The sequence below is a fragment of the Frateuria sp. GZRe14 genome (assembly GCF_051900395.1).
Taxonomy (GTDB): domain Bacteria; phylum Pseudomonadota; class Gammaproteobacteria; order Xanthomonadales; family Rhodanobacteraceae; genus Frateuria_A; species Frateuria_A edaphi.
Window position 1 is genome coordinate 66,957 of sequence record NZ_JBHZGJ010000002.1, and the last position, 24,130, is coordinate 91,086.

The 24,130-nt window shown below is 69.9% G+C and carries 27 protein-coding genes; 13 read left to right on the plus strand and 14 right to left on the minus strand.

Going from position 1 to position 24,130, the window contains the following annotated elements; translation table 11 throughout:
• Window positions 1-141 precede the first annotated feature (141 nt).
• The 9 genes from ccoN to ACFWZ1_RS14490 are packed head-to-tail and all read left to right on the plus strand — an operon-like array spanning window position 142 to window position 7,012.
• A complete protein-coding gene (gene ccoN, locus ACFWZ1_RS14450) occupies window positions 142-1,608 on the plus strand; it encodes a cytochrome-c oxidase, cbb3-type subunit I (protein ID WP_231321536.1) in 1,467 nt (488 codons plus the stop codon).
• 13 nt (window positions 1,609-1,621) lie between these two features.
• Entirely contained in the window at window positions 1,622-2,275 is a 654-nt protein-coding gene (gene ccoO / locus ACFWZ1_RS14455) for a cytochrome-c oxidase, cbb3-type subunit II (protein WP_231321537.1), read from the plus strand.
• The gene (locus ACFWZ1_RS14460; protein WP_439666953.1) at window positions 2,272-2,490 is read left to right on the plus strand and encodes a cbb3-type cytochrome oxidase subunit 3; all 219 of its coding nucleotides are present in this window, start codon (window positions 2,272-2,274) and stop codon (window positions 2,488-2,490) included. Before ccoO ends, ACFWZ1_RS14460 begins: the two co-directional genes overlap by 4 nt.
• Window positions 2,487-3,404 carry a cytochrome-c oxidase, cbb3-type subunit III gene (gene ccoP / locus ACFWZ1_RS14465; RefSeq protein ID WP_439666954.1) on the plus strand — a complete coding sequence of 306 codons (918 nt, stop codon included), beginning with the start codon at window positions 2,487-2,489 and terminating at the stop codon, window positions 3,402-3,404. The genes ACFWZ1_RS14460 and ccoP overlap by 4 nt, the downstream gene beginning before the upstream one ends.
• Complete coding sequence (locus ACFWZ1_RS14470; RefSeq protein ID WP_439666955.1) at window positions 3,379-3,666, plus strand: hypothetical protein; 288 nt, start codon at window positions 3,379-3,381, stop codon at window positions 3,664-3,666. Before ccoP ends, ACFWZ1_RS14470 begins: the two co-directional genes overlap by 26 nt.
• A complete protein-coding gene (locus ACFWZ1_RS14475; RefSeq protein ID WP_439666956.1) occupies window positions 3,663-5,894 on the plus strand; it encodes a heavy metal translocating P-type ATPase in 2,232 nt (743 codons plus the stop codon). The genes ACFWZ1_RS14470 and ACFWZ1_RS14475 overlap by 4 nt, the downstream gene beginning before the upstream one ends.
• On the plus strand, window positions 5,891-6,106 hold the full coding sequence (gene ccoS, locus ACFWZ1_RS14480) for a cbb3-type cytochrome oxidase assembly protein CcoS (protein WP_439666957.1): 216 nt from the start codon (window positions 5,891-5,893) through the stop codon (window positions 6,104-6,106). Before ACFWZ1_RS14475 ends, ccoS begins: the two co-directional genes overlap by 4 nt.
• Complete coding sequence (gene azu, locus ACFWZ1_RS14485; protein ID WP_439666958.1) at window positions 6,103-6,555, plus strand: azurin; 453 nt, start codon at window positions 6,103-6,105, stop codon at window positions 6,553-6,555. The genes ccoS and azu overlap by 4 nt, the downstream gene beginning before the upstream one ends.
• Window positions 6,556-6,607: 52 nt before the next feature.
• On the plus strand, window positions 6,608-7,012 hold the full coding sequence (locus ACFWZ1_RS14490) for a group III truncated hemoglobin (RefSeq protein WP_231321544.1): 405 nt from the start codon (window positions 6,608-6,610) through the stop codon (window positions 7,010-7,012).
• Between the two features lie 61 nt (window positions 7,013-7,073).
• On the opposite strand, the gene tpx is transcribed toward ACFWZ1_RS14490, so the two are convergent.
• The 6 genes from tpx to ACFWZ1_RS14520 all read right to left on the minus strand — a co-directional run bounded on the left by tpx (window position 7,074) and on the right by ACFWZ1_RS14520 (window position 12,436).
• Window positions 7,074-7,574: a thiol peroxidase gene (gene tpx, locus ACFWZ1_RS14495; RefSeq protein WP_439666959.1), complete on the minus strand. Its 501-nt coding sequence runs from the start codon at window positions 7,572-7,574 to the stop codon at window positions 7,074-7,076.
• 24 nt (window positions 7,575-7,598) lie between these two features.
• Window positions 7,599-8,036 carry a CopD family copper resistance protein gene (locus ACFWZ1_RS14500; RefSeq protein WP_439666960.1) on the minus strand — a complete coding sequence of 146 codons (438 nt, stop codon included), beginning with the start codon at window positions 8,034-8,036 and terminating at the stop codon, window positions 7,599-7,601.
• A gap of 132 nt (window positions 8,037-8,168) precedes the next feature.
• The gene (locus tag ACFWZ1_RS14505; protein WP_439666961.1) at window positions 8,169-8,729 is read right to left on the minus strand and encodes an SCO family protein; all 561 of its coding nucleotides are present in this window, start codon (window positions 8,727-8,729) and stop codon (window positions 8,169-8,171) included.
• A gap of 4 nt (window positions 8,730-8,733) precedes the next feature.
• Complete coding sequence (locus ACFWZ1_RS14510) at window positions 8,734-9,528, minus strand: formylglycine-generating enzyme family protein (RefSeq protein WP_439666962.1); 795 nt, start codon at window positions 9,526-9,528, stop codon at window positions 8,734-8,736.
• A 3-nt stretch (window positions 9,529-9,531) separates the two neighbouring features.
• The gene (gene nirK / locus ACFWZ1_RS14515) at window positions 9,532-11,061 is read right to left on the minus strand and encodes a copper-containing nitrite reductase (protein WP_439666963.1); all 1,530 of its coding nucleotides are present in this window, start codon (window positions 11,059-11,061) and stop codon (window positions 9,532-9,534) included.
• A gap of 136 nt (window positions 11,062-11,197) precedes the next feature.
• Complete coding sequence (locus tag ACFWZ1_RS14520) at window positions 11,198-12,436, minus strand: NnrS family protein (RefSeq protein WP_439666964.1); 1,239 nt, start codon at window positions 12,434-12,436, stop codon at window positions 11,198-11,200.
• A gap of 186 nt (window positions 12,437-12,622) precedes the next feature.
• Between ACFWZ1_RS14520 and ACFWZ1_RS14525 the strand changes: the two genes are divergently transcribed.
• The 4 genes from ACFWZ1_RS14525 to ACFWZ1_RS14540 all read left to right on the plus strand — a co-directional run bounded on the left by ACFWZ1_RS14525 (window position 12,623) and on the right by ACFWZ1_RS14540 (window position 17,821).
• On the plus strand, window positions 12,623-13,384 hold the full coding sequence (locus tag ACFWZ1_RS14525; RefSeq protein ID WP_231321553.1) for a glucose 1-dehydrogenase: 762 nt from the start codon (window positions 12,623-12,625) through the stop codon (window positions 13,382-13,384).
• Between the two features lie 14 nt (window positions 13,385-13,398).
• A complete protein-coding gene (locus ACFWZ1_RS14530; RefSeq protein ID WP_231321554.1) occupies window positions 13,399-13,836 on the plus strand; it encodes a universal stress protein in 438 nt (145 codons plus the stop codon).
• A 4-nt stretch (window positions 13,837-13,840) separates the two neighbouring features.
• Window positions 13,841-16,342 (plus strand): cation-translocating P-type ATPase, encoded by a 2,502-nt coding sequence (locus tag ACFWZ1_RS14535; RefSeq protein ID WP_439666965.1) that lies wholly within the window; start codon window positions 13,841-13,843, stop codon window positions 16,340-16,342.
• Between the two features lie 87 nt (window positions 16,343-16,429).
• A complete protein-coding gene (locus tag ACFWZ1_RS14540; protein ID WP_439666966.1) occupies window positions 16,430-17,821 on the plus strand; it encodes an MBL fold metallo-hydrolase in 1,392 nt (463 codons plus the stop codon).
• Here the strand turns inward: ACFWZ1_RS14540 and ACFWZ1_RS14545 are convergent.
• The 8 genes from ACFWZ1_RS14545 to hmgA form a co-directional block, all read right to left on the minus strand.
• Window positions 17,808-18,167, minus strand: a complete 360-nt coding sequence (locus tag ACFWZ1_RS14545) for a DUF2238 domain-containing protein (protein ID WP_439666967.1) — start codon at window positions 18,165-18,167, stop codon at window positions 17,808-17,810. The two genes, ACFWZ1_RS14540 and ACFWZ1_RS14545, sit on opposite strands and share 14 nt — an antisense overlap.
• Window positions 18,143-18,406 carry a DUF2238 domain-containing protein gene (locus tag ACFWZ1_RS14550; RefSeq protein ID WP_439666968.1) on the minus strand — a complete coding sequence of 88 codons (264 nt, stop codon included), beginning with the start codon at window positions 18,404-18,406 and terminating at the stop codon, window positions 18,143-18,145. Before ACFWZ1_RS14550 ends, ACFWZ1_RS14545 begins: the two co-directional genes overlap by 25 nt.
• Before the next feature lie 5 nt (window positions 18,407-18,411).
• A complete protein-coding gene (locus ACFWZ1_RS14555) occupies window positions 18,412-19,173 on the minus strand; it encodes a helix-turn-helix domain-containing protein (protein ID WP_209615402.1) in 762 nt (253 codons plus the stop codon).
• Window positions 19,174-19,193: 20 nt separating this feature from the next.
• Window positions 19,194-20,594 carry an oxygen-independent coproporphyrinogen III oxidase gene (gene hemN, locus ACFWZ1_RS14560; RefSeq protein ID WP_439666969.1) on the minus strand — a complete coding sequence of 467 codons (1,401 nt, stop codon included), beginning with the start codon at window positions 20,592-20,594 and terminating at the stop codon, window positions 19,194-19,196.
• A 247-nt stretch (window positions 20,595-20,841) separates the two neighbouring features.
• On the minus strand, window positions 20,842-21,084 hold the full coding sequence (locus ACFWZ1_RS14565) for a hypothetical protein (RefSeq protein ID WP_439666970.1): 243 nt from the start codon (window positions 21,082-21,084) through the stop codon (window positions 20,842-20,844).
• 74 nt (window positions 21,085-21,158) lie between these two features.
• The gene (locus ACFWZ1_RS14570) at window positions 21,159-22,145 is read right to left on the minus strand and encodes a fumarylacetoacetate hydrolase family protein (RefSeq protein WP_439666971.1); all 987 of its coding nucleotides are present in this window, start codon (window positions 22,143-22,145) and stop codon (window positions 21,159-21,161) included.
• Between the two features lie 18 nt (window positions 22,146-22,163).
• On the minus strand, window positions 22,164-22,736 hold the full coding sequence (locus tag ACFWZ1_RS14575; protein ID WP_439666972.1) for a lectin: 573 nt from the start codon (window positions 22,734-22,736) through the stop codon (window positions 22,164-22,166).
• Window positions 22,736-24,043: a homogentisate 1,2-dioxygenase gene (hmgA, locus tag ACFWZ1_RS14580; protein WP_439666973.1), complete on the minus strand. Its 1,308-nt coding sequence runs from the start codon at window positions 24,041-24,043 to the stop codon at window positions 22,736-22,738. Before hmgA ends, ACFWZ1_RS14575 begins: the two co-directional genes overlap by 1 nt.
• Window positions 24,044-24,130: the final 87 nt, after the last annotated feature.

Below are 24,130 nucleotides of genomic sequence, written 5' to 3' on the forward strand. Positions count from 1 at the left end.
CGGGCGCACGATCAGGGCCCGGCGGCGTGCGACAACCGGCCACAGCGCCGAAGCGGTCTTTTGCCGCGGTGCTTTGACACAGGTCAGGCGAACCGATCGCCCGCCCACGGAAAATACACGGACCTCTCCTGGAATCCCTCCATGCCCAACACCGAGTATTACAACGACAAGGTCGTGCGCCAGTTCCTGCTGGCGGCGGCCGTGTGGGGCATCGTCGGCATGTCGGTCGGCGTGCTCGCGGCCGCGCAGCTGGCGTGGCCCATGTTCAACTTCGATACGTCGTGGCTGACCTTCAGCCACATCCGCCCAGACCACACCTTCGGTGTGATCTTCGCCTTCGGCGGCTCGGCGTTGATCGGCACCTGCTACTACGTGGTCCAGCGCACCGGGCACACGCGGCTGGCCTACCCGAAGCTCGCCGCGTTCACCTTCTGGGGCTGGCAGGTCGCCTGCCTCGCCGCGATGATCACCATGCCGCTGGGCATGACCCAGAGCAAGGAATACGCGGAGCCGGAGTGGTGGGTCGACATCATCATCGCGGTGGTGTGGATCAGCCTGGGCGTGGTGTTCTTCGGCACGCTCGCGCGCCGGCGCATCCGCCACATCTACGTGGCGAACTGGTACTACGGCGCGTGGATCATCGCGGTGGGCCTGCTGCACATCGTCAACAACCTGGTGATCCCGGTGTCGCTGTCGAAGTCCTACCCGATCTACTCGGGCGTGGTCGATGCGATGGTGCAGTGGTGGTACGGCCACAACGCGGTGGCGTTCTTCCTGACCGCCGGCTTCCTCGGGATGATGTACTACTTCGTGCCGCGCCAGGCGCAGCAGCCGCTGTGGAGCTACCGCTTCTCCATCGTCAATTTCTGGGCGCTGATCTCGGTGTACATGTGGGCCGGCGCGCACCACCTGATGTACACGGCACTGCCGGACTGGGTGCAGTCGGTCGGCATGGCCTTCTCGCTGGTGCTGCTGATGCCCAGCTGGGGTTCGGCGGCGAACGGCCTGATGACCTTCAACGGTTCGTGGCCGAAGCTCAAGGTCGACCCGGCGGCCAAGTTCATGGTGCTGTCGCTGGTGTTCTACGCGGGCAGCACGTTCGAGGGCTCGATGATGGCGGTCAAGACCGTCAACCAGCTCTCCCACTACACCGACTGGACCGTGGCGCACGTGCACAACGGTGCGCTGGGCTGGGTGGCGATGATCACCATCGGCTCGCTCTACGCGATGGCGCCGCGCGCGCTCGGCCAGCCGGCGATGTACTCGCGCAAGGCGATGGAATGGCATTTCTGGCTGCACGTGTTCGGCGTGGTGCTGTACGTCGGCTCGATGTGGGTCGCCGGCGTCACCGAGGGCCTGATGTGGCGTGCCACGCTGCCCGACGGTTCGCTCACCTACCCGTTCATCGACAGCCTGCTGGCGATCCAGCCGGCCTATTGGACGCGGTGGTTCGCCGGCGTGGTGATCCTCACCGGCATGGTGCTGATGGCATGGAACCTGTGGCACACCGCCGCCGACGCCCGTGCGCGGCTGATCAAGCCGATCCCGGTGCCGATCCCCGAGCCCGATCCGCACCAGGTACCCGAACCGCTGCCGAGCGTGGGCTGAGGAACACGACCAGATGGCTTACAAGCATTTCGAAATCATCGAGAAGAATGCCGCGCTGCTGGGCATCCTCACGGCGATCATGGTGTCGATCGGCGGCCTCGCCGAGATCACCCCGCTGTTCATGGAAGCCCATGCGGTCAAGGCGCCGCTGGGGGTCAAGCCGTACGACCCGCTGCGCCTGGCCGGCAAGGATGTCTACGTGCGCGAGGGCTGCTACCTGTGCCACTCGCAGATGATCCGGGCGCTGCGCGCCGAGACCCAGCGCTATGGCCACTTCTCCACCGCGCAGGAATCGGTCTACGACCGTCCGTTCCAGTGGGGCTCCAAGCGCACCGGGCCGGACCTGGCGCGCGTAGGCGGCAAGTACACCGACGACTGGCAGCGCCTGCACCTGGAAAATCCGCGCCAGGTGGTGCCCGAGTCGAACATGCCGCAGTACGACTGGCTCGAGCACAACACGATCAGCGCCGAGGACATCCAGGCGCGCATGCGTGCGCTGCGCAGGCTGGGCGATCCGTACACCGATGCGGACATCGCCAGCGCGCCGAAGGCGCTGGCCGGCAAGACCGAGATGGATGCGCTGATCGCCTACCTGCAGGGACTGGGCATCCAGAACGAGCCGGCGGCCACCGTGCCGGTGCCGACCGGCCACGGAGGCACGCCATGAACCATCCGATGATGAATCCGTTCTGGGGCCACCTGACCGGCGTGGTCACGGTGCTGCTGATGCTGGTGTTCATCGGCATCTGGATCTGGGCCTGGCGCAAGCGCCACCGCTCGACCTTCAAGCGGATGAGCGAGCTTCCGATGGAAGACAAGCCGGAAGGGCCGGCGCCGGGCGCGCCGGACGCGGACACGAACAACAAAGGTAGGCAGCCGTGAGCGCGGGTTGGTCGTTGTGGGTGATGTTCCTGGTGGTGCTGAACTTCGGCATCACGTTCCTGCTGTTCCTGTGGGCGCCGCGGGCGAAGATCCCGACACTGTCGGACGACACGAGCGGCCATGTCTGGGCGCACGGCACGATCCGCGAGGGCGTGCGCAACCTGCCGCTGTGGTGGCTGCTGCTGTCCGGCGCGATGTTCGTCGCCGGCGCGCTCTACCTGGTGCTCTACCCGGGCTTCGGCAACCACAAGGGCACGCTGGGCTGGACGGCGCACGGCGAGCTGGCGCGGGACGAGGCCATCAACAACGCCAAGCTGGACGACCTGGTCGAACGCTTCCGCAAGTACCCGGTCGAGCAGCTGGCCGACGACCCGGCCGCACAGCAGATGGGCGAGCGCCTGTTCGTGGACAACTGCGCCGCCTGCCACGGCCGCGGCGGCTACGGCAACGTCAAGCTGGGCGCGCCCAGCCTGATCGACGATGACTGGCTCTACGGCGGCAGCGGCAAGGACATCCTCGCCTCCATCCACGATGGCCGCAGCGGCCTGATGCCGCCGTGGGCGAGCCTGGGCGAGGACAACGTCAAGAACCTGGCCAACTACGTGCTGAGCCTGTCCGGCTCGTCGCACGACGAGGGCCGCGCAGCCGCGGGCCAGCCGCTGTTCACCACCTGCGCCGCCTGCCACGGCCCGCAGGGCAAGGGCAATCCGGCGCTGGGCGCGCCCAACCTGACCGATCACGTGTGGCTGCACGGCGGCAAGTTCGAGGACATCGTGCGCACCATCGGCGGCGGTCGCCAGGGCCACATGCCGGCATGGGGCAAGCGCCTGAACGACGACCAGATCCGCGTGCTGGCCGCCTACGTCTACCACCTCTCGCACCAGGGCGATGCAGCAGCACAAGCCTCCCGCTGAGGCGTCGGCCGCGGCCGACGCCTGGTACCGGCAACCCGTGCTGTGGCTCGGGGCGGTGATCTTCGCCGCCTCGCTGGCCGGGTGCATCTGGACGATCGTGCTCGGTTCGCGCCATGCCGACCTGCCGCTGCAGATGACCGAGCATCCGCATGCGCTGCTGGACATGCCGATGCACGGGCCCGTGAACGGGGGCCGCAAAAAAGCGGAAAGCGCGAAGGCCTCGTCGTCCCGCGCGGCCGGAGCGCCAGGGCGCGGCCCATGAACGCCGCCGGCATGCACGCGGCGTGGCTGCACCCGCGCCTGGCTGCGCAGGTGATCCGTCCCCGGCGCGATGGCCGTGCCGAGATCGCGCTGCGTGTCGAAGGCCTCAACGACCCGCGCCAGCAACTGCGCCTGGACGCGCGCCTGCACGCCCTGCCGGGCGTGGCGCGCGTGGCGATCGACGCCCGCGCACAGCGCGCGCGCATCGTGTGGAACCCCGACCGGCTCGCCCTGCCGCAACTGCTCGACGCGTTCGCCGCCGAGCAGTGCAGCGCACGGCCGCTCCGGCGCGAACACATCGACGACGCGCGCAGCGGCGAGGCCAACGACGCGCTCAAGCGCCTGCTGGTCGCCGGCATGTGCGCCATGCAGGTGATGACCTACGCCTTCGTCATGTACATCGGCGTGGTCGACTTCGTCGACTTCACCACGCGCGGGCTGTTCCGCTGGCTCAGCCTGCTCACCACCGCACCGGTGGTCGCCTATTCGGCGCAACCGTTCCTCGTTGGCGCCTGGCGCGAGGTGCGCACGCGACGGCTCGGCGTCAGCTTCACCGTGTCGCTGGCGGTACTGCTGACCTTCGGCGCCAGCGTGTGGAGCACGCTGCGAGGGCACGGCGAGATCTATTTCGACTCGGTGAGCATGTTCGTGTTCCTGCTGCTGGCCGCGCGCCACGTCGAGCTGCGCGCGCGCCATGCCAGCGGCGCGCTGGGCGAGGCCGCGCGGGATGCCACCCCGCTGGTGGCCGAGCGTCGCCGCGCCGACGGCAGCCTGGAAACCATACCGGCGCTGGAGCTCCTGCCCGGCGATCGCGTACGTATCGCCGAGGGCGGCACCGTGCCGGCCGACGGCGTGCTGGAGAGCGACGCGGTCGAAGTGGACGAGGCGCTGCTCTCGGGCGAGTCCCGCCCGCGCCGCCGCCAGCGCGGCGAACGGCTGGTCGCCGGCGCCGTGGTCCTGGGCAGCCCGGCCGAACTGCGCGTGGAACACAGCGGCGACGACACTACCGCCGCACGTCTCGGCCAACTGGCCGGCCGCGCGCGCCAGGCGCGCCCGGGCAACGATGCCGCCGACCGCGAGGCCACCCGCTTCGTATTGCGCGTGCTGGCGCTGACCACGCTCACCGCGCTCGCCTGGCTGTGGCTCGACCGCGCGCGCGCGTTCGACGCCGCGGTCGCCGTGCTGGTGGTCGCCTGTCCCTGCGCCTTCGCACTGACCCGCCCCGCCGCCGTCACCCGCGCGCTGGCCGTGCTCGCCGGACGCGGCGTGCTGGTGACCGAACCGGCCGCGCTCGACACGCTCGCACGCGTCGATTACGCGCTGTTCGACAAGACCGGCACGCTGACCACGCCGTGGCTCGAACCCGACGCGATCGAGCCGCTGCGCGACGGCCTGGCGCCGCAGCAGGCGCTGCGCCTGGCCGCGGCGCTGGCGCGCGAAAGCACCCATCCGCTCGCCACGGCGCTGGCTGCCGCCTGGCCGTGCGACACGCCAGCGGCGCACGCGCTGAAAGTCACCGCCACCGCCGGCATCGGCGCCGAGGTGGACGGCCGCGCGCTGCGCCTGGGTCGCCCAGATTTCGCGCTGGCCTTGAGCGGTTGCGCGGCGCCGGCCAGCGCCGCCGGCACCTTGCTGCTGGCCGATGCCGAAGGCCCGCTGGCCGCCTTCCACGTCAGCGAGGCGCCACGCAGCGATGCCGCCGCCACGCTGCAGGCGCTGCGCGGCGAGGGCATCGTCACCGTGCTGGCCAGCGGCGATACCCGCGCCCGCGTGGCGCCGATCGCCAACGCGCTGCACATCAAGCGCTGGGCCGGTCGCCAGTCGCCCATCGACAAGCTCGCGCTGCTCGATGCGGCACGGGCGCAGGGCCACGTCACGCTGGCCGTCGGCGACGGCAGCAACGACGCCCCGGCACTGGCGGGCACGGACGTCTCGGCGGTGCTCGCTTCGGGCACCGACCTGGCGCAAGCGCATGCCGACCTGCTGCTGGCGCGCGGCCGGCTGGACGGCCTTGTGCAGGCGCGCCGCGTCGCCCGCCAGCTCGCCCACGTGGTGGCGCAGGGCCGGCGCTGGTCACTCGCCTACAACCTGCTCGCGGTGCCGTTCGCCGCTGCCGGCCTGGTGCCGCCGTGGCTGGCCGCGATCGGCATGTCGGTCAGCTCGCTGGTGGTGGTGCTCAACGGCCTGCGCGTGGGCCGCGCGAGTGTCGGCGCGGCGCTGCGCGCATGAACATCCTGCTGGTGCTGATCCCGGTCACCGGGCTGATCGTGCTGGTTGCCGTGGCGCTGTTCTTCTGGGCCGCCAACCACCAGCAGTTCGACGACCTGGACAGCCCCGCCGTATTGCCGCTGATGGAGGACGAACCGGTTCCCGGCCAGGCCGACGACGCGGCGCCGCCGCACGATCCCGCTTCCCCCGATAGCAAAGGAGACATCCCGTGAAACGTCGTCTGTTCGCTTTCGCCCTGCTCGGCCTGGTCGCCGCCCCGACCTGGGCCGCCTCCAACTGCTCGACCACCATCCAGGGCAACGACGCCATGCAGTTCGACCAGAAGTCGATCGTCGTGCCCAACACCTGCAAGCAATTCACCGTCACGCTCAAGCACGTGGGCAAGTTGCCGAAGGCCGCGATGGGCCACAACTTCGTGGTGTCCGCGACCGCCGACGAGCCGGGCATCGTCGCCGATGGCGCCAAGGCAGGCATCGACAACAACTACCTCAAGCCCGGCGACAGCCGCGTCATCGCGCACACCAAGGTCATCGGCGGTGGCGAGAGCGACTCGACCAGCTTCAAGGTGGACGCGCTCAAGCCCGGCCAGGATTACGAGTTCTTCTGCTCGTTCCCCGGGCACGCCGCACTGATGAAGGGCACGATCAGCCGCGCCAAGTAACCTCACCGCCGCGCCGCGGATCGCCCGCGGCGCGGCCACCCAAGCGAACCACATGCGCGACACCACGCTTACCGAATCCACGATCGCCCGCCTGGTCGATCACTTCTACGACAAGGTCACCGCCGACCCGTTGATCGGTCCGGTGTTCAACGCCGTCGTGCACGACTGGCCCGAACACAAGCGCCTGCTGACACGCTTCTGGTGCTCGGTGGCGCTGGGCGCGGCCAGCTATCGCGGCAACCCGATGGCCATGCACCGCCCGCTGCCGATCCGCGCCGAACACTTCGATCACTGGCTGGCACTGTGGCGCGCCACCTGTGCCGAGGAACTGGACGAGGCCGGTGCCGCGCAGATGGTCGAGTACGCCGAACGCATCGGCCGCAGCCTGAAGTATGGATTGGGGCTGAATCCCGACGCGCGCGGGATCGGCGTGCCGCTGATCTCCGTCCGACGGTAGTTCCTGCGGGAGCGCCCTTGGGGCGCGACCTGGCAATCGCGGTCGCGCCCCAGGGCGGCGCTCAGCCCAGCGCGGCCAGCGCGGCGTCGTAGTCGGGCTCGTTCGTCAGCTCGTCGACCAGCTGCGCGTGCAGCACGCGGTTGTCCGCGTCCAGCACCACGACCGCGCGCGCGGCAACGCCGGCCAGCGGGCCGGTGGTGAGCGCCACGCCATAGTCTTTGAGGAACTCGCGCCCACGCATGGTCGAGAGCGTCACCACGCGCTCCAGCCCCTCGGCGCCGCAGAAGCGCGCCTGCGCGAACGGCAGGTCGGCCGAGATGCAAAGCACCACGGTGTCGCTGAGCTTCGCCGCCAATTCGTTGAAGCGGCGCACCGAGGTGGCGCACACGCCGGTGTCGATGCTGGGGAAGATGTTGAGCACCTTGCGCTGGCCCGCGTAGCTGGACAGCGCCACGTCGGCCAGGCTCTTGCCGACCAGCGTGAACGCCGGCGCCTGCGTGCCCTTGGCCGGGAACGCGCCGCTGACTTCGACCAGTTCGCCCTTGAACTTCACTTGCGACATGACGCTTCCTCCTGGGGATGAGACCTACAAGTAGAACATGGTCTTGGCCAGGAACACGATGCCGACCATCAACGCCAGCACCACGCGGTGGGTGTGGCGGAAGCGGCACACGCTCATGCGCCCACGCGCGCCGGCCCATACCGCGTTGACGAACACCCCGAGCACGCCGAACGCCAGCGCCACCTTGAGCAGCAGGAACCAGCCAAAGCGCGTGCCGACGCAGGTGACGCCGTCACAGCGGATGTCGAACAGCATGCCGCCGCTCAGGAAAAGCAGCAGCACCACGACCGGCATGAAGCGTCGCACGCGCGCCATCACCGCCTGTTCGATGTCGGCCATCGTGGTTGCGTCGAAGCGCTTGTGCAGGCCTTCGAGCACCAGCACCTCGAACGCGGCCGCGCCGACGAATACGATGGCGCAGGACAGGTGCAGCAACAGGATCCAGGGGTACCAGGCGGCCATGCTCGGGCCTCGTTCGGGACTGACCGCAGCTTGCGCCGCGCCGCACCCCGAGGCCATGACCTGCATCAACGCCGGATCTTCGTGGGGCGGCTTCAACCCACCAGGCGTCGCGCGATGGTGGGCGAGCCCACCCTACTTCGATCCGGTGGCCTTGCGCACGGCGGCGACGAACTCCGGATCGGTACGTCCGATGATGTTGGTGCGCGCCACGATGCGCCCGTCCCCATCCAGCAGCAACAGGGCACTGGAGTGGTTGAACTCGCCGTCGGGCAGCTTGCGGTATTGCACGCCCAGCAACGCAGCGAGCGAGCGGGTGTCCTGCGGCGCGGTGCGCGCCAGCGTCCACCAGCGCAAGTCCAGCTTGTGCGCGGCGGCATAGCGGCGCAGCGCGTCCACGTCGTCGCGCTCGGGGTCGAAGCTCACCGCGAGCAGGTGCAGGTCGGCCGGCTCGCCGGCGGCGCGGCGGGTGGCCTTCATGGTGTCGATGATCATCGGGCAGACCATCGTGCACGAGGTATAGAACATGCTGACGATCCGCGGCGTGCCGCGGCCTGCGGCGAGCGGCGCGACGTGGCCGTCCTGGTCGGTCAACGGCACCGGCAACTGGTAGATCGAATCGGACGGCAGCGGGGAGGCCGCCTGAACCGGGGCGGCGAGCAGCAGGGCAAGCAGCGTCAAAAGCAGTCGTTTCACGGGTTCACTCCGGCCGGGCGCAGCGGAAGCCCAGGTTGGCGGTGGTATCGGTAGCCTTGAGCGAGGAGAGCATCGCCACGCGCATCAGCGTGGCGTAGTTCTCCTTCTGTTCCATGGTGATGGCGCCGGCGCCGCAGAACTTGAGCTTGTTGGCGCCGTCCTGCTCGCGGCTGTCGGCGCTGGTCATCATCGCGTTGAAGTCTTCCACCCACTCCCACACCAGGCCGTTCAGGTCGCGCACGCCGTGGACGTCCGGCTTGCCGCCGACCGGCGGCAGCGCGTCGGTGGAGGGACGCGCATACCAGGACAGCACGCGCTCGCGCCACGCCGGATCGCTGCGCGCGTCGGCGCGGGTGGCGTCCGCGGCAGCGGCGTATTCCCACTCGTACCACGTCGGCAGGCGGGCGTGCTCGCTCTCGCAGTACGCCTGCGCGGCGAACCAGCTCACCTGCGTCACCGGCTGGCGCGGCAGCGCGTCGGGGCCGAGCTGGTCCGGCGCGGCCCATTGGGCCAGGTAACGACCGTCGGCGAACACGCTCGGCACGCGATCGCGCCGCCATTCCGGGTGGCGTTTGACGAAGGCAAGGAACTCGGCATTGGTCACCGGCTCGGTGCGCAGGCGGAAGGGTTTGAGGACGGCCGGCGCCGTCTTTCCGTCAGCCGGGAGCACGCTGGCGAACTCGCCGCCCGGCAACGGCCGGTAATTCGCCGGCGCGCCGTCCGCCGCCAGGATCGGCCCGGCCAGCAGCAGCCCGAACAGCACCAGCCCGAGCCTGGAAAGGGAAGGACGCCGGCGCATCGCTCAGTGCTCCGCGGCCGGCGCCGGGGCCGGTTGCGCGCGGACCTTGGCCACCTCTTCCTTGGTCACCTGTCCGCCCGGGTTGTCCCAGCTGTTGAGCACGTAGGTCAGCAGGTTGGCCACCTCGTCGTCGGTCAGCTGCGTCATCGGCGGCATCACCGAGTCGTATTCCTTGCCGTTGACCGTGACCTTGCCGGTCAGGCCGTGCAGCGGGATCGCGATCAGCTTGTCCTTGTCTTCCTTCACCAGCTTCGCCACGAGGTCGGACTTGGCCAGCGGCGGGAACACGCCCGGCAGGCCTTCGCCGTTGGCCTGGTGGCAGACCGAGCAGGTGCCGGTGAAGAGCTGCTTGCCGGCGGCAACCTGGTCTTCCTTGCTGAGCGTGCCGGCGGCGTTGGCCTTGGCCGCGGTGGTCACCGCATGCAGGTTCGGTTCGGCGCGGTCGCCCAGGTAGACCGAGTCGACCTCCTTGCCCGAGTAGATCGCCTTGTTCTCCGGACCATCCACTTTCAGGATGCCCAGCGCGCCCTTGTTGAACGCGCGGAAGATCGAGTGATCGACCAGCACGTAGCTGCCCGGCACGTCGGTGTGGAACTCCACGATGGCCGCGCCGCCGGAGGGGATCAGCGTGGTCTGCACGTTCTCCTGCGGATGCAGGCCGCCTTCCTGCTGCACGCGGTCGAAGATCTCGCCGATCACGTGGAAGCTGGAGACCAGGTTCGGGCCGCCGTTGCCCACGAACAGGCGCACCGATTCGCCCACCTTCGCGGTCAGCGCCTTGTCGCCGGTGAGCGCGCCTTCGTGGCCGTTGAACAGCACGTAGGTCGGGCGCTCGTCGATCGCCTTGTCCATGTCGAACGGCTGGTGGCCTTTCTCGCGGTACTTGCCGGTGGTGTAGAAGTCGCCCTGCATCACGTAGTACTCGTGATCGACCTTGGGCAGGCCTTCCGGCGGCTCGACCAGGATCAGGCCGTACATGCCGTTGGCGATGTGCATGCCCACCGGCGCGGTGGCGCAATGGTAGACGTAGATGCCGGCGTTGAGCGCCTTGAAGGTGAACTGCGACTCGTGCCCCGGCGCGGTGAAGCTCGACGCCGCGCCACCGCCCGGACCGGTCACGCCGTGCAGGTCGATGTTGTGCGGCATCTTGCTGGTCGGCGAATTCTTCAGGTGGAACTCGACCGTGTCGCCCTGGCGCACGCGGATGAAGCTGCCCGGGACGGTGCCGCCGAAGGTCCAGTAGGTGTAGGTGACGCCTTCGGAGATCGGCATCTCCTTTTCGATCACTTCCAGCTCGACGATGACCTTCGCCGGGTAGTTGCGGTGGATCGGCGGCGGCACGTGCGGCGGGCTGGTCAGCACCGCGTGGATCGGCTCGCCCTGCGGCGGGCCGAAGTCGGTCGGTGCGGGCACCGGTGCGGAAGCCGCGCTGGCCACGGCTGGCTCGCCGGCACTGGCGGAGGGTTTGTCCGAACAGGCGACCAGGGCCAGCATGCTGGCGGCCGCGAGCAAGAGGGACAGCCTTCGTGACATGAGGAATCGCTCCTGTGGTTCCCGGGGATCAGGCTAGATTCCGGGCCACTGACGCGCTTGACCTGCGTCAGGCCCACTGCCGGAACCGGCCTGCTGCGTCACCCTGCCACAGAACAGTGTTGCCGTGGCGTCAGCCCTAGCCGGGCCTGCCGTCCACGCGAGGGGTCAGGTAGATCCAGGCCGAGCGCACCACCCAGGGCAGGAAGGCCACCAGCCAGCCAAAGGCGGCCACGACCAGCCACAGGTAGCTGTCGCGCGCGAGCTCCGCCCACACGCGCAGCAGCACGACGCCCTGCAGCAGCACGAAGCAGGCCCAGGGCACGGCGCCCATCTGCAGCGGCCGGCCGGAATGGCCCTGGGTGACGCGGGTGACCATGGCCACCAGCATCGAGCCGAAGTAGCCAATGGTCAGCACGTGCAGCGGCGCCAGGCCGAGCACCGGCCCGTGCCCGGCGAACAGGCACAGGCTCTGCACCGCGTACAGCACGAACGCGATCGGCAGCCAGGCGAAGGCAAGATGCAATACGGCGAGCAGGCCCGGGCGCGTCGCCTTCCACGGCTGCCAGGCGATCGCATGCCAGCCGAACAACAGTGCCAGCGGCGCATCGACGACCCACAGCCACGCCTGCGCGTGGGCCAGGTCCAGCGCCAGGTGCGCCAGCAGCAGCGGCCACATCAGCGGCAGGCTCCAGGCCGGGCGGCGCACCACGTACCCCTTCACCACGTTGCCGCTGAAGAAGGCCAGCATGCGATGGGCCACCGTGAAGTACACCGGCACCAGCAGGCCGAAGGTGCCCAGCTTGATCGCGAAGCGCGCGCAGTGCGCCGGCGCGCCGAGCAGGAAGCCCAGGAATGCCGCCAGCCCCAGCGCGCCCAGGCACAGCGCCGCCAGGCACGACCAGGCGTGCTGGTTGCGCTGTTCCGACGCGCGCAGCACGCCGGCGAGCGTGACCACGCCGACGAGATACCCGGTCAGCATCAGCGCGATGCCGGCGCGCAGTACCCATGGCATGTCCAGCAACCCGATGTGCGAGAGCAGGTATCCGGCGAACACCGAGCCGGCCACCGCCACGTAGCGCCGCGGCCGTATGGATGGCCGGCTGAGCCATTTGGGAAACGTGGTCAGCAGGAAGCCGAACATGAACATCGGCAGCATGCCGTACTGGGTCAGCATCGCGTGCGCCCAGCCCGGCGGCACCGGTGGCTGCGGCCAGCCATGCCAGCCGAAGCGCATCGAAGCCAGCTCCAGCGCCCACCAGGCCATGCTGGTCAACACCGCCAGCGCACCGGCGAGGAACAGCGGGCGGTGCGGGGCGGCGGCAAGCAGCGTGGCGATGGGCGGGGACGTGCTGCCGGTGGTGGCGGATTCGCGCATGCGGGGCTCGCAAGGGTGGAAATGCGAGCGATTCTCCCGCGCGCCCATCGCCGCGGCCGTGACTTGAATCAGTCCCGCGTCAATCGGCCCTGCGTCAATCGGCCCCCGCGCCGGTTGACGCAGGTCAGCATCGCCCGGAGTCGCCCGATCCATGCTCGCTTCACGTCTGAAGAGGAGGATCCGGTCATGGGCAGGCTCGATGGCAAGACCGCACTGGTCACCGGTGGCGCCGTAGGCATCGGCGCGGCCTGCGCGCGGCGCATGGTGGAAGCGGGGGCGCGCGTGGCGATCGTGGACGTGCACGACGACGCCGGGCAGCGGCTGGCCGCCGAACTCGGCGACAGCGCGCGCTACCTGCATGCCGACGTGTCGGTCGAAACGGAGGTGGCCGCCGCCGTCGCCGCGACCGTGGCCGCGTTCGGCCGGCTGGACGTGCTGGTGAACAACGCCGGCATCTCCGGCGCGAACAAGCCCACCCACGAACTGACCGAAGCGGAGTGGGACCGCGTGCAGGCGGTCAACGTCAAGGGCGTGTTCTTCGGCACCAAGCATGCGATCGCGCCGATGCGCGCGGCCGGCGGCGGCAGCATCATCAACCTGTCCTCGATCTACGGCCTGGTCGGCGCGCCCGACGTGCCGCCCTACCATGCCTCCAAGGGCGCGGTGCGGCTGATGAGCAAGACCGACGCGCTGATCTACGCCGCCGACCGCATCCGCGTGAACTCGATCCACCCGGGCTTCATCTGGACGCCGATGGTCGAGCAGCACATCGCCGCGATGGGCGGCGACGTGGAGCAGCACCGGCGCGATACCGCCGCGCTGCACCCGCTGGGGCACCTGGGCGAGCCGGACGACATCGCCTGGGGCGTGGTCTACCTGGCTTCGGACGAATCCCGCTTCGTCACCGGCAGCGAGCTGGTGATCGACGGCGGCTATACCTGTCGCTGACCCTGGAGAGATCCATGTACAAGCACATCCTGCTGCCCATCGACGGCTCGGACCTTTCGCTGCGCGCCGCCGACGCCGGCATCGCGCTGGCCCGCCAGCTCGGCGCGCGCGTGCACGCGCTGCACGTGGTGGTGCCGCTGCCGGCGGTGCCGTTCCTCAACGAGATCATCGCCACCAGCGACGCCGAATATGCCGACAGCGCCGAGGAAGCGGGCGCCCGCTACCTGGCCGCCGTGCGCGAGCGCGCCGACGCTGCCGGCGTGCCTTGCCAGTGCAGCCTGGAAACCGACCCCAGGCCGCACCGCGTCATCGTCGCGGTCGCGCGGCGCGAGGGCTGCGACCTGATCGTGATGGGCAGCCACGGTTGGCGCGGGCTGGACCGACTGTTGCTGGGCAGCGAGGCGCAGCGCGTGATTCTGGAATCGGACGTTCCCGTGCTGGTCGACCGCTAGCGCCATGGTCACCGCCGAGCGCGCGCAGGCGGCCGCACGCCTCGGCCTGGACCCGGCCGAAGCGGCGCGCCGGCTGGCCGCGCACGGTCCCAACCTGCTGCCCGGCAGCACGCCCAAGAGCTTCGGCGCGATCGTGCTGGGCGTGTTGTCCGAGCCGATGTTCCTGATGCTCCTGTGCGCCGGCGGCCTTTACCTGGCGCTGGGCGACCGCGCCGAGGCGGCGTTCCTGCTCTCGGCCGTGTTCGTGGTGATCGGCATCACCCTGCTGCAGGAGCGCAAGACCCAGCGCGCGCTCGAATCGCTGCGCGAACTTTCCGCGCCGCGCGCGCTGGTGATCCGTGGCGGCGAGGAGCTGCGCGTGGCCGGCGCCGACGTGGTGCCGGGCGACCTGCTGGTGCTGCGCGAAGGCGATCGCATCGCGGCCGACGCCACGTTGCTGGAAGGCCGCCTGGAGGTCGACGAATCACTGCTGACCGGCGAATCGGTGCCGGTGACGCGCCAGAGCGAGGGCGAAGCGGCGGTGCATGCCAGCACGGTGGTAACGCGCGGGCTGGGCGTCGCCCGCGTCAACGCCACCGGCGGCGCCACCGCGGTCGGTCGCATCGGCGAGGCGCTGGCGGACACGCGCGAGGCGCCGAGCGGGCTGCAGCGCGCCTCGCGCCGGTTGATCCGTTATCTCGCCATGGGCGGCCTGGCGCTGGCCGCGGCCTACGCCTTGCTGTCCTGGTTGTGGGACGGTCGCGGCCCCCTGGAGAGCCTGCTCGGCGGCACCGCGCTGGCGATGGCGATCCTGCCGGAGGAGATACCGGTGATCCTCACCGTGTTCCTCGCGCTGGGCGCCTGGCGCATCTCGCGACGCAAGGTGCTCACCCGGCGCGTGCCGGCGGTGGAGGCACTGGGCGCGATCTCGGTGCTGGCCGTGGACAAGACCGGCACGCTCACGCAGAACCGCATGCAGGTGGCGGAGCTGGCGGTCGGCGGCGAGCGCTTCGTCGACGCGGGCGCCACGGAGCTGGCCGAGACGTTCCACCTGCTGGTGGAGTTCGCGATGCTGGCCACGCCCAGTGATCCGTTCGATCCGATGGAGAAGGCGATCCAGCACTTCGGCCTGCGCTGGCTGGTGCACACCGAGCACGTGCATGCCGACTGGTCGGCCGAAGCGGAGTACGCCCTCTCGCCGCAGATCCTGGCGATGACGCGGGTGTTCCCCTGCGACACCTGCACGCGCCACCTGCTTGCCACCAAGGGCGCACCCGAGGCGGTGATCGACCTGTGCCACCTGCCCGCCGAACGCGCCGCGACGATCCAGCACGAGGTCGAGGCGATGGCCGCGCGCGGCCTGCGCGTGCTGGGCGTGGCGCGCGGGCAGTGGACCGGCGAGACGTGGCCGTCCAACCAGCACGATTTCGATTTCGAGTTCCTGGGCCTGGTCGGCTTCGCCGATCCGCCGCGCCCGGAGGTGCCGGCCGCGATCGCCGAATGCCGCGCCGCCGGCGTGCGCATCCTGATGATGACCGGCGACCACCCCGCCACCGCGCGCGCGATCGCCCGACAGGTCGGTCTGGGCGAGCGCACCGAGGTGCTCACCGGCACGGACATGGCGGCGCTCGACGACGACGCGCTGCGCGAGCGCCTGCGCCACGTCGACCTGTGCGCGCGGCTCAAGCCCGAGCAGAAGCTGCGCCTGGTGCAGCTGCTGCGCGCGGACGGCCGGGTGGTGGCGATGACCGGCGACGGCGTCAACGACGCGCCCGCGCTCAAAGCCGCCGACGTCGGCATCGCCATGGGCGAACGCGGCACCGATGTGGCGCGCGAGGCCGCCGCGCTCGTGCTGCTGGACGACAGCTTCGCCAGCATCGTGGCGGCGATCCGCCAGGGCCGGCGCATCTACGACAACATCGCCAAGGCGACCGGTTTCGTGTTCGCCGTGCACATGCCGATCATCGCGTTGGCGCTGGTGCCGGCCCTGCTGCACTGGCCGGTGCTGCTGATGCCGGTGCACATCGTGCTGCTGGAACTCCTGATCGACCCGGCCTGCTCGATCGTGTTCGAGGCGGAACCCGAAGCCGGCGACGTGATGACGCGGCCACCGCGCGCGGCGGGCGAGTCGCCGTTCGCCGCGCCTCGGCTGGGCCGCGCCGTGGTGCAGGGACTGGGCGTGGCAACCGTGCTGTTGCTCGGCTTCGGATGGCTGCTGCACGAGGGCGTGAACGCCGCGCAGGCGCGGGGCGCGGTGTTCGCGGCGCTGCTGGGGAGCCTGTTCCTGCTGATCCTGGCCAACCGCCACCCGGCTCGCGCGGTGCTGGCGCGATCGGCGCCGGGCAATCGCTGGATCGGCCGGCTGGCCGGCGCCCTGTTGCTCATGCTGGTAGCCGCATTCGGCGTGCCGTTCCTGCGCGCGGTGATGGACCTCGCCCTGCCCGGCGCCATGGCCGCCAGCGCCATGCTGGCCATGCTCGCCGGCGTCCTCGCCTGGCTCGAAGCCCTGCGCCGCGCATTTTCGTAAAGCGCTTCCCATCATCCCGGCTTGACGGTGGTCAAGCGCGCCGGCGGGCATCGTGCGAGAGTTTCCGGGCTACCACGGAGCAATGCGATGCTCGTCTACAGCTGCCACGGTGCCGCCAAGCAGGTCACCGGTTCGTGTCACCTGATCGAATGCAACGGCCGGCGCGTGCTGGTCGACTGCGGCATGTTCCAGGGCGACCGCGCCACCGAACAGGCCAACGCCGAGCCGTTCGGCTTCGAGCCCGCGTCCATTGACGCGCTGCTGCTCACCCATGCGCACCTCGACCACTGCGGGCGCATCCCGCGGCTGGTGCGGCAGGGCTTTCGCGGGCGCATCCTGGCCACCTCGGCCACGCGCGAACTGGCGCGGCTGGTGCTGCTGGATGCGGCCGGACTGCAGGAGGAGGACGCGCGCCGCGCGGCACGGAGCGACCGGCGCGGCGAGGAGGCGGTCGAGCCGCTGTACACGCTGGACGATGCGCTGCATGCGATGGACTTCTTCGAACCGGCCCTGGGCTATGCGCACGACATCGACGTGGCGCCCGGCATCCGCGCGCGCTTCCTCGACGCCGGGCACATCCTCGGTTCGGCGCAGGTGCTGCTGACGCTGGACGATGGCGCAAGGCAGCGCACGATGCTGTTCTCCGGCGACCTGGGCAATCCGGGCCGCCCCTTGCTGCGCGACCCCGTGCCCGCGCCAGCGGCCGACTACGTCGCAATGGAATGCACCTACGGCGACCGCCCGCACCGGTCGGTGCCCGACTCGGTGGCCGAGCTGTACCAGGCCATCCGCGAAACGGTGGGGCGTCGCGGCAACGTGGTGATTCCCACCTTCGCGCTGGAGCGCACGCAGGAGATCCTCTACTACCTGCACCTGGGTTTGCGCGACGGCCAGGTGCCGCCGAACGTGCGCGTGTTCCTGGACTCGCCGATGGCGATCTCGGCCACCGAGATCTTCCGCCGGCACCCGGAATGTTTCGACGCGCAATTCCTGCAGGTGCTGCAGCATGGCGACCCGTTCGCCATGCCCGGCCTCCATTTCACCCGCAGCACGCAGGAGTCGATGGCGATCAACGCGATCGACGGCGGTGCCATCATCCTGGCCGGCTCGGGCATGTGCACCGGCGGGCGCGTGCGCCATCACCTGAAACACAACCTCTGGCGCGAGCGCAGCAGCGTGGTGTTCGCCGGCTACGCCGCGCAGGGCACGCTGGCGCGGCGGATCATCGACGGCGCCGCCAGCGTGCGCGTGTTCAACGAGGATATCCCGGTGCGCGCGCAGGTGTGGACGATCAACGGCTTCTCCGCCCACGCCGGCCGCCCCGACCTGCTGGACTGGCTGGGACAGTCACCGCGGCGGCGGGTGTTCCTGGTGCATGGCGAGTACGACCGCGGCATGCGCGGCATGGGCGAGGCGTTGACCGGGCTTGGCGTGGACTGGCAAATGCCCGGCATGGGCGAGCCGATCAGGCTCGACTGAGCTTTCGCGGCAGGGCCGCCCACAGCAGGCTGCCGGCGAGCGCGATCGCCATGTCCTTCTGCGCGTCCCACGCATCACCCTGGGTGCCGAGATAGGCCATGCCCAGGTCGCCGCCGAAGGTTTCGGCCGCGGCCCACTCGATCATCTCGTACAGCGCGGAGCCGGCTGTGAGCAGCGCCACCACCACCACGCGCAGCGAAAGGCCGCGCAGCGGCGTGCGCAGGGCCGTCCAGTCCGCCACCGCCGGCGCCAGCAGCAGGCCGTAGGCGAAGTGCACCGCGCGGTCGAAGTGGTTGCGTCCGGGCGCGGGCGCCTCACCGGTCAACGCCTGCACCACTGCATCCATGGCACCTGCGAGTAGGTGTAGTGCGCGCCGACCTCGTGCAGCAGCAGGAAGGCGAACAGCGCGACGCAGGCGAGGTTCGAAAGCGGCCGTTGCCGATGGCTGGCCAGCAGGACCGCCAGCAGGAGCACCACCAGCGCGTTCTCCAGCAGCCAGTCGTTGCGGTCGTACGGAGCGATGCCCAGCGCGAGCGTCGCGACCAGCCACAGACCCAGCAGCACCGCCGGCAACCGGCCGCCCAAGGGCGTCAGTCCGGCAGCAGGCTTCGGCCGATGTGGTGCAGGCCGGCCGGATCCAGGATCAGGAGCTGGCGTCCTTCCACCTGGATCAGGTTCTGCGCGCGGAAGCGGCTCAGCACGCGGCTGACCGTCTCGGCGGCCAGGCGCAGGTAGTTGGCGATGTCGCCGCGCGACATGCTGAGCTGGAACTGCGTGCCGGAGAAGCCGCGCGCGGCGTAGCGCTGGCCCAGGTCGGTAAGGAACGCGGCCATGCGCTCGTCGGCGCTGTGGTCGCCGGCCAGCAGGCTGGCCGAACCCAGCTCCTTGCTGAGCAGGCGGAACAGGTGGCTCTGCACCGCCGGCATGCGGGCGGCCAGTGCGCTCATTGCCGGGAAGGAGAAGCGGCAGAAATAGGAGGTTTCCAGCGCGATGGCGTCGCACGGGAAATGCTCCGGATAGATCGCATTCAGGCCGATCACTTCGCCCGGAAGGTAGAAACCCAGCACCTGCTCGCGACCTTCCTTGTCGACCATGCTGGTCTTCACCGTGCCCGAGCGCACCGCGAAGATGGCGCGGAACGGATTGCCGGTGCGGAACACGTATTCGCCGGCCCGGAACGGGCCGACGTGTTCGACGAGGCAGTGCAGCTCGCGCAGTTCGAGCTTGCCGTAGCCCACCGCCTGGCAGGCGCCGGCGAAGGCGCAGGTGCGGCAGAAGTGGGCCTCGTCGCCGTCATCGGCGATCGGGCTGGGCGGTTCGGGCAGGCGGCCCGCCTGGTTTTCCAAACGCATCAGCAACGCCTTGTGGCCGGTCAGATCGTGCGCGAGAAGCGGCGTGGCGCTTCTTCGGCATGCAGGTAGGCATCGAAACACATCGCGATGCTACGCAGCAACAGCCGCCCTCGTGCAGTCACCCGGATCATGCGCCCTTCCAGCGTCACCAGACCGTCGTCGGCCAGCGCGCGCAGGCGCGCCAGCTCGGCGGCAAAGTATTCGTCGAACAGCAGCCGGTGGCGGGCGCCGAACAGGCGGGTGTCGACCTCGCCGTGGCACATCAGCTCGCCGATCAGCGCGCGGCGGATGATGTCGTCCTCGTCCAGCGCCAGGCCACGGGCGATCGGCAGGCGGCCGGCATCCAGCGCGGCGTAGTAGCCGGTGAGGTCGCGCGCGTTCTGGCTGTAGGTGTCGCCCACGCGCCCGATCGCGCTCACGCCCAGGCCCACGATGTCGCAGTCGCCATGGGTGGAATAGCCCTGGAAATTGCGCTGCAGGCTGCCCTCGCGCTGGGCGCGGGCCAGTTCGTCGTCGTACCGGGCGAAGTGGTCCATGCCGACGTAGACGTAGCCGGCGGCGGAGAGCCGTTCCAGCGCGCGGCCGAACAGCGCCAGCCGGGTGGCCGGATCGGGCAACTCTTCGGCGTGGATGTGCTTCTGCGCCTTGAACAGGTCCGGCAGGTGCGCGTAGCCGTAGACCGCGACGCGGTCGGGCTCAAGGGCGATCACTTCGGTCAGCGTGCGGTCGAAGCCCTCCAGGTTCTGTTTGGGCAGGCCGTAAATCAGGTCCACGCTGGCCGAGACGAAGCCCGATGCGCGGGCGACCTCGATCACCTCGCGCGTCTGGTCCACGCTCTGGATGCGGTTGACCGCCTGTTGCACCGCCGGGTCGAAGTCCTGGATGCCGACCGAGAGGCGGTTGAAGCCCATCTCGCCCAGGCCGCGCATGTAGTCGCCGTCGGCGAAGCGCGGGTCGATCTCGATGCCGAACTCGCGCGAGCGCTCGCTGCTGAAGCTGAAATGGCGCGCCAGCGATTCCATCAGCTCGCGCATGCGCGGCAGGTCCAGGAAGTTGGGCGTGCCGCCGCCGAAGTGCAGCTGGCGCACCGGGCGGTCGCGGTCGAACAGCGGCGCGGTCAGCTCGATCTCGCGGTAGAGGCGTTCGAGGTAGCGGTCGGCCTTGGCGATCTCGCGCGTGATCACGCGGTTGCAGCCGCAGTAGAAGCACGGGCTCATGCAGAAGGGCACGTGCACATACAGCGACAACGGGCGCGGGATCGGCTCCTCGTTGGAAGTGCGGATCGCCTCGCGCAGCGCCGGCTCGCCGAAGCGCGTGTGGAACTGCGGCGCGGTCGGGTAGCTGGTGTAGCGCGGGCCGGCGGTGTCGTAGCGGGCGATCAGCGCCGGATCGAAGGCGGGGGCGGCAATGGCGTGGTTCATGGGGCCAGTGTGCCGGCGCGGCGCGCGGCGCTCTTGATCCGGGTCAAGGCACGGGCGCGGCGGGCGGGACAGAAGGTCGCGGGCGAATGACCGGCGAGGTTCACCCATTCACCTGCCGGCACGGCCCCCGTAGGCCGGAGGAAGCCGCGTTCCCGAGGCATCCCGCCTCGCCCCTTCCCGCGCAGGCGAACATTCTTCTCCGCTGGGAAGAACGTGCCGGGGGCGGATGGGGGAGTCTTGCGGGCGACTAGCCCCGCGGCGCGTCCTGCAGGTAGGCGCGCGTCGCTACCAGATCACGCACGCCCAGCGCGTCGCCGCCACGGGAAGCCACCCGCCCGCCGCCGTGGCAGGACGCACACAGGTTGTTCGGCAGGTTCGCCGCGCGGGCGACCGGCGGGTGGCCGGCGGCATGCGTCGAGGCGACATGCACGGCCAGGCCAAGCAGCGGCGCGGCGACGAAAGCGGCAAGGGCAGGCAATGGATGCGGCATCGGCAGGCTCCTTCTGTGAACGATGGCCGGCGGGCCAGTACCGCCCAGGCGCCTGTGCGCCCGGGCGGCACCGATCATGCCTTCTGCGGCGTGATGGTTTGTTCGATGGCGCCGAAGATCGAGGCGCCGGCGGCGTCGGTGATCTCGATGCGCAGGCGGTCGCCAAATTTCAGGAACGGCGTGCTCGGCTTGCCGTCGCGCAGGGTTTCGACCGTGCGCTGCTCGGCCAGGCAGGAGGCGCCCTTGCTGGTGTCTTCGTTGGCGATGGTGCCCGAGCCGACGATGGTGCCGGCGGTCAGCGGGCGGGTCCTGGCCACGTGCGCGACCAGCTGGGCGAAGCTGAACTGCATGTCCACGCCGCAATCGGCCTCGCCGAACCACTTGCCATTGAGCCAGGTGCGCATGGGCAGGTGCAGCTTGTCGTCCCGCCACGCCTCGCCCAGTTCGTCCGGCGTGACCAGCACCGGCGAGAGCGCCGAGCGCGGCTTGCTCTGGAGAAAGCCGAAGCCCTTGGCCAGTTCGCCCGGGATCAGGCCACGCAACGAAACGTCGTTGACCAGGCCGATCAGCTGGATGTGCTCGGAGGCCTGGGACGGCGTGGCGCCCATCGGCACGTCGTCGGTGACAACGATCACCTCCGCTTCCAGGTCGATGCCGAAGTCCTCGCTCGGCACCACCACCGGATCGCGCGGCCCGAGGAAGCCGGCGCTGGTGGCCTGGTACATCAGCGGGTCGCTGTAGAAGCTCGCCGGCACCTCGGCGCCGCGCGCGCGACGCACGCGTTCGACATGCGGCAGGTAGGCGGAGCCGTCGACGAACTCGTAGGCGCGCGGCAGCGGGGAGGCGAGGTTGGCCATGTCCAGCGCAAACGCGCCCACGACTTCGCCGGCATTCAACGCTTCGGACAGGGTGTTCAGGCGCGGCGCCGCATTCGACCAGTCGTCCAGCGCGGCCTGCAGCGTCGGCGCGATGTGGATGGCGGTCACCGCTTGCGTGAGGTCGCGGCTGACCACGATGAGCGTGCCGTCGCGGCCGCCTTCCTTGAGACTTGCCAGTTTCATGAGAACTCCGGATTGAAATTAACCACAGCCTTCCACGTAATCGACCTGCGGCGGCACGCCGGCGCGCCAGCGCGTCACCCTGCCCTGCGCGTCGGTCTCGAAGACCAGCACGCCCATGCCCTGCGGGGCGGTCACGCGCAACCCCCTGCCACCAGGCAGGTATTTGTGCGGTGTCTCGCTGGCCCCCGCACCGTACAACGTGCGGATCTGTTCCGCGTGCATGCCGATCTTGCCGCCACCGGGCGCGGTTTCCTTCAGCGTGCCCACGTCGTAGCGCACGAAGCGGCCGCCTTCGAACATGAAGGCGAAGTCGGAGGGCGTCTTCGCCCACTTCGGCGTCTGGTAGAAGCACGCCTGGCCCGGTGGGCCGAGGCGAGTGAGCTCGCCCCTCCATGCGTCGGCGAACGCCTTTTCGTCCATGCCGAACCGGAGGTCACCGTAACCGTCGTAGCGTGCCATGCCTGCGGGAGCCGTATCGGCCGCACCACTGGTCGCGGCCGCGACGGGCGCGAGCGCCGGTGCACTGGCCTGCTCGCTGCTGCCGCAGGCAGCGAGCAGCAGCGCGCAGACGGCGCCCGCGAGCCGGCGCATCAACCGCGTCCCGGCTCGAAGTGCCGCGCGATGCCCTGCCAGCACTCGTAGTAGTTCTTCTGCAGCTGCGGCGATTCCAGTGCCTGGCGCGTCGGGCGGATCACCTTGCGCGTCTCGAACATGAAAGCCATGGTGCCGCCGATCACGTCGGGTTTCGAAAGGTCGGCGCCGGAGGCTTTCTCGAACGTCGCCGCATCGGGCCCGTGGCCGCTCATGCAGTTGTGCAAGCTGGCTCCGCCCGGCACGAAGCCCTCGGCCTTGGCGTCGTACACGCCGGTGATCAGGCCCATGAATTCGCTGGCCACGTTGCGATGGAACCACGGCGGGCGGAAGGTGTGCTGCGCCACCAGCCAGCGCGGCGGGAAAATCGCGAAATCCATGTTCGCGGTACCGGGCGTGTCGCTGCCGGAGGTCAGCACGGTGAAGATCGACGGATCCGGGTGGTCGTAGCTGATCGAGCCGATCGTGTTGAAGCGGCGCAGGTCGTACTTGTACGGCGCGTAGTTGCCGTGCCAGCCGACCACGTCCAGCGGCGAGTGGCCGATCTTCGCCTGCCACAGGCTGCCCTGGAACTTGGCGATCAGGCGGAAGTCGCCTTCGATGTCTTCGTACGCCGCGCGGGGCGTGAGGAAGTCGCGTGCGTTGGCCAGGCAGTTGGAGCCGATGGGCCCGAGCTCCGGCAGGCGCAGCAATGCGCCGAAGTTCTCGCAGACGTAACCGCGCGCCTCGCCATCGGGCAGTTCGACCCGGAAGCGCACGCCGCGCGGAATCACCGCGATCTCCTGCGGTTCCAGTTCGATCACGCCCAGTTCGGTCGCGATGCGCAGTCGGCCCTGCTGCGGCACGATCAGCAGCTCGCCGTCCGCGTCGTAGAAGAAGCGGCCCTCCATCGAGCGGTTGGCCGCGTACAGATGGATGCCGATGCCGGCCTGTTCGGCCGGGCCGCCGTTGCCGGCGATGGTGACCAGGCCGTCGACGAAGTCGGTGGGCTGCGCGGGACTTGGCAGCGGGTCCCAGCGCAACTGGTTGGGCGTGGCCGGCGCCTCGTCGAAGCGGTTATGGAAGCGCTCGTGCGCCAGCGGCTCGAACGGCGCGTGCACGGCCGCGGGGCGGATGCGGTAGAGCCAGCTGCGGCGGTTGACGTGCCGGGGCGCGGTGAAGGCGGTGCCGGAGAGCTGCTCGGCGTAGAGGCCGTGGGCCACGCGCTGCGGCGAGTTCTGGCCCTCGGGGAGGGTGCCCTCGATCGCCTCGGTCGCGAATTCGTTGCCGAAGCCCGATTGATATGCCGATGCGTTGCCCGTCTTCATGACCTCAGCTCCGGTGGTGCGGGCCCTGTGCGGCCTCGCCGTTTGCCTCTACTCTCTGCCCGGCCAGGCATCCAGGGGGACGCCGGC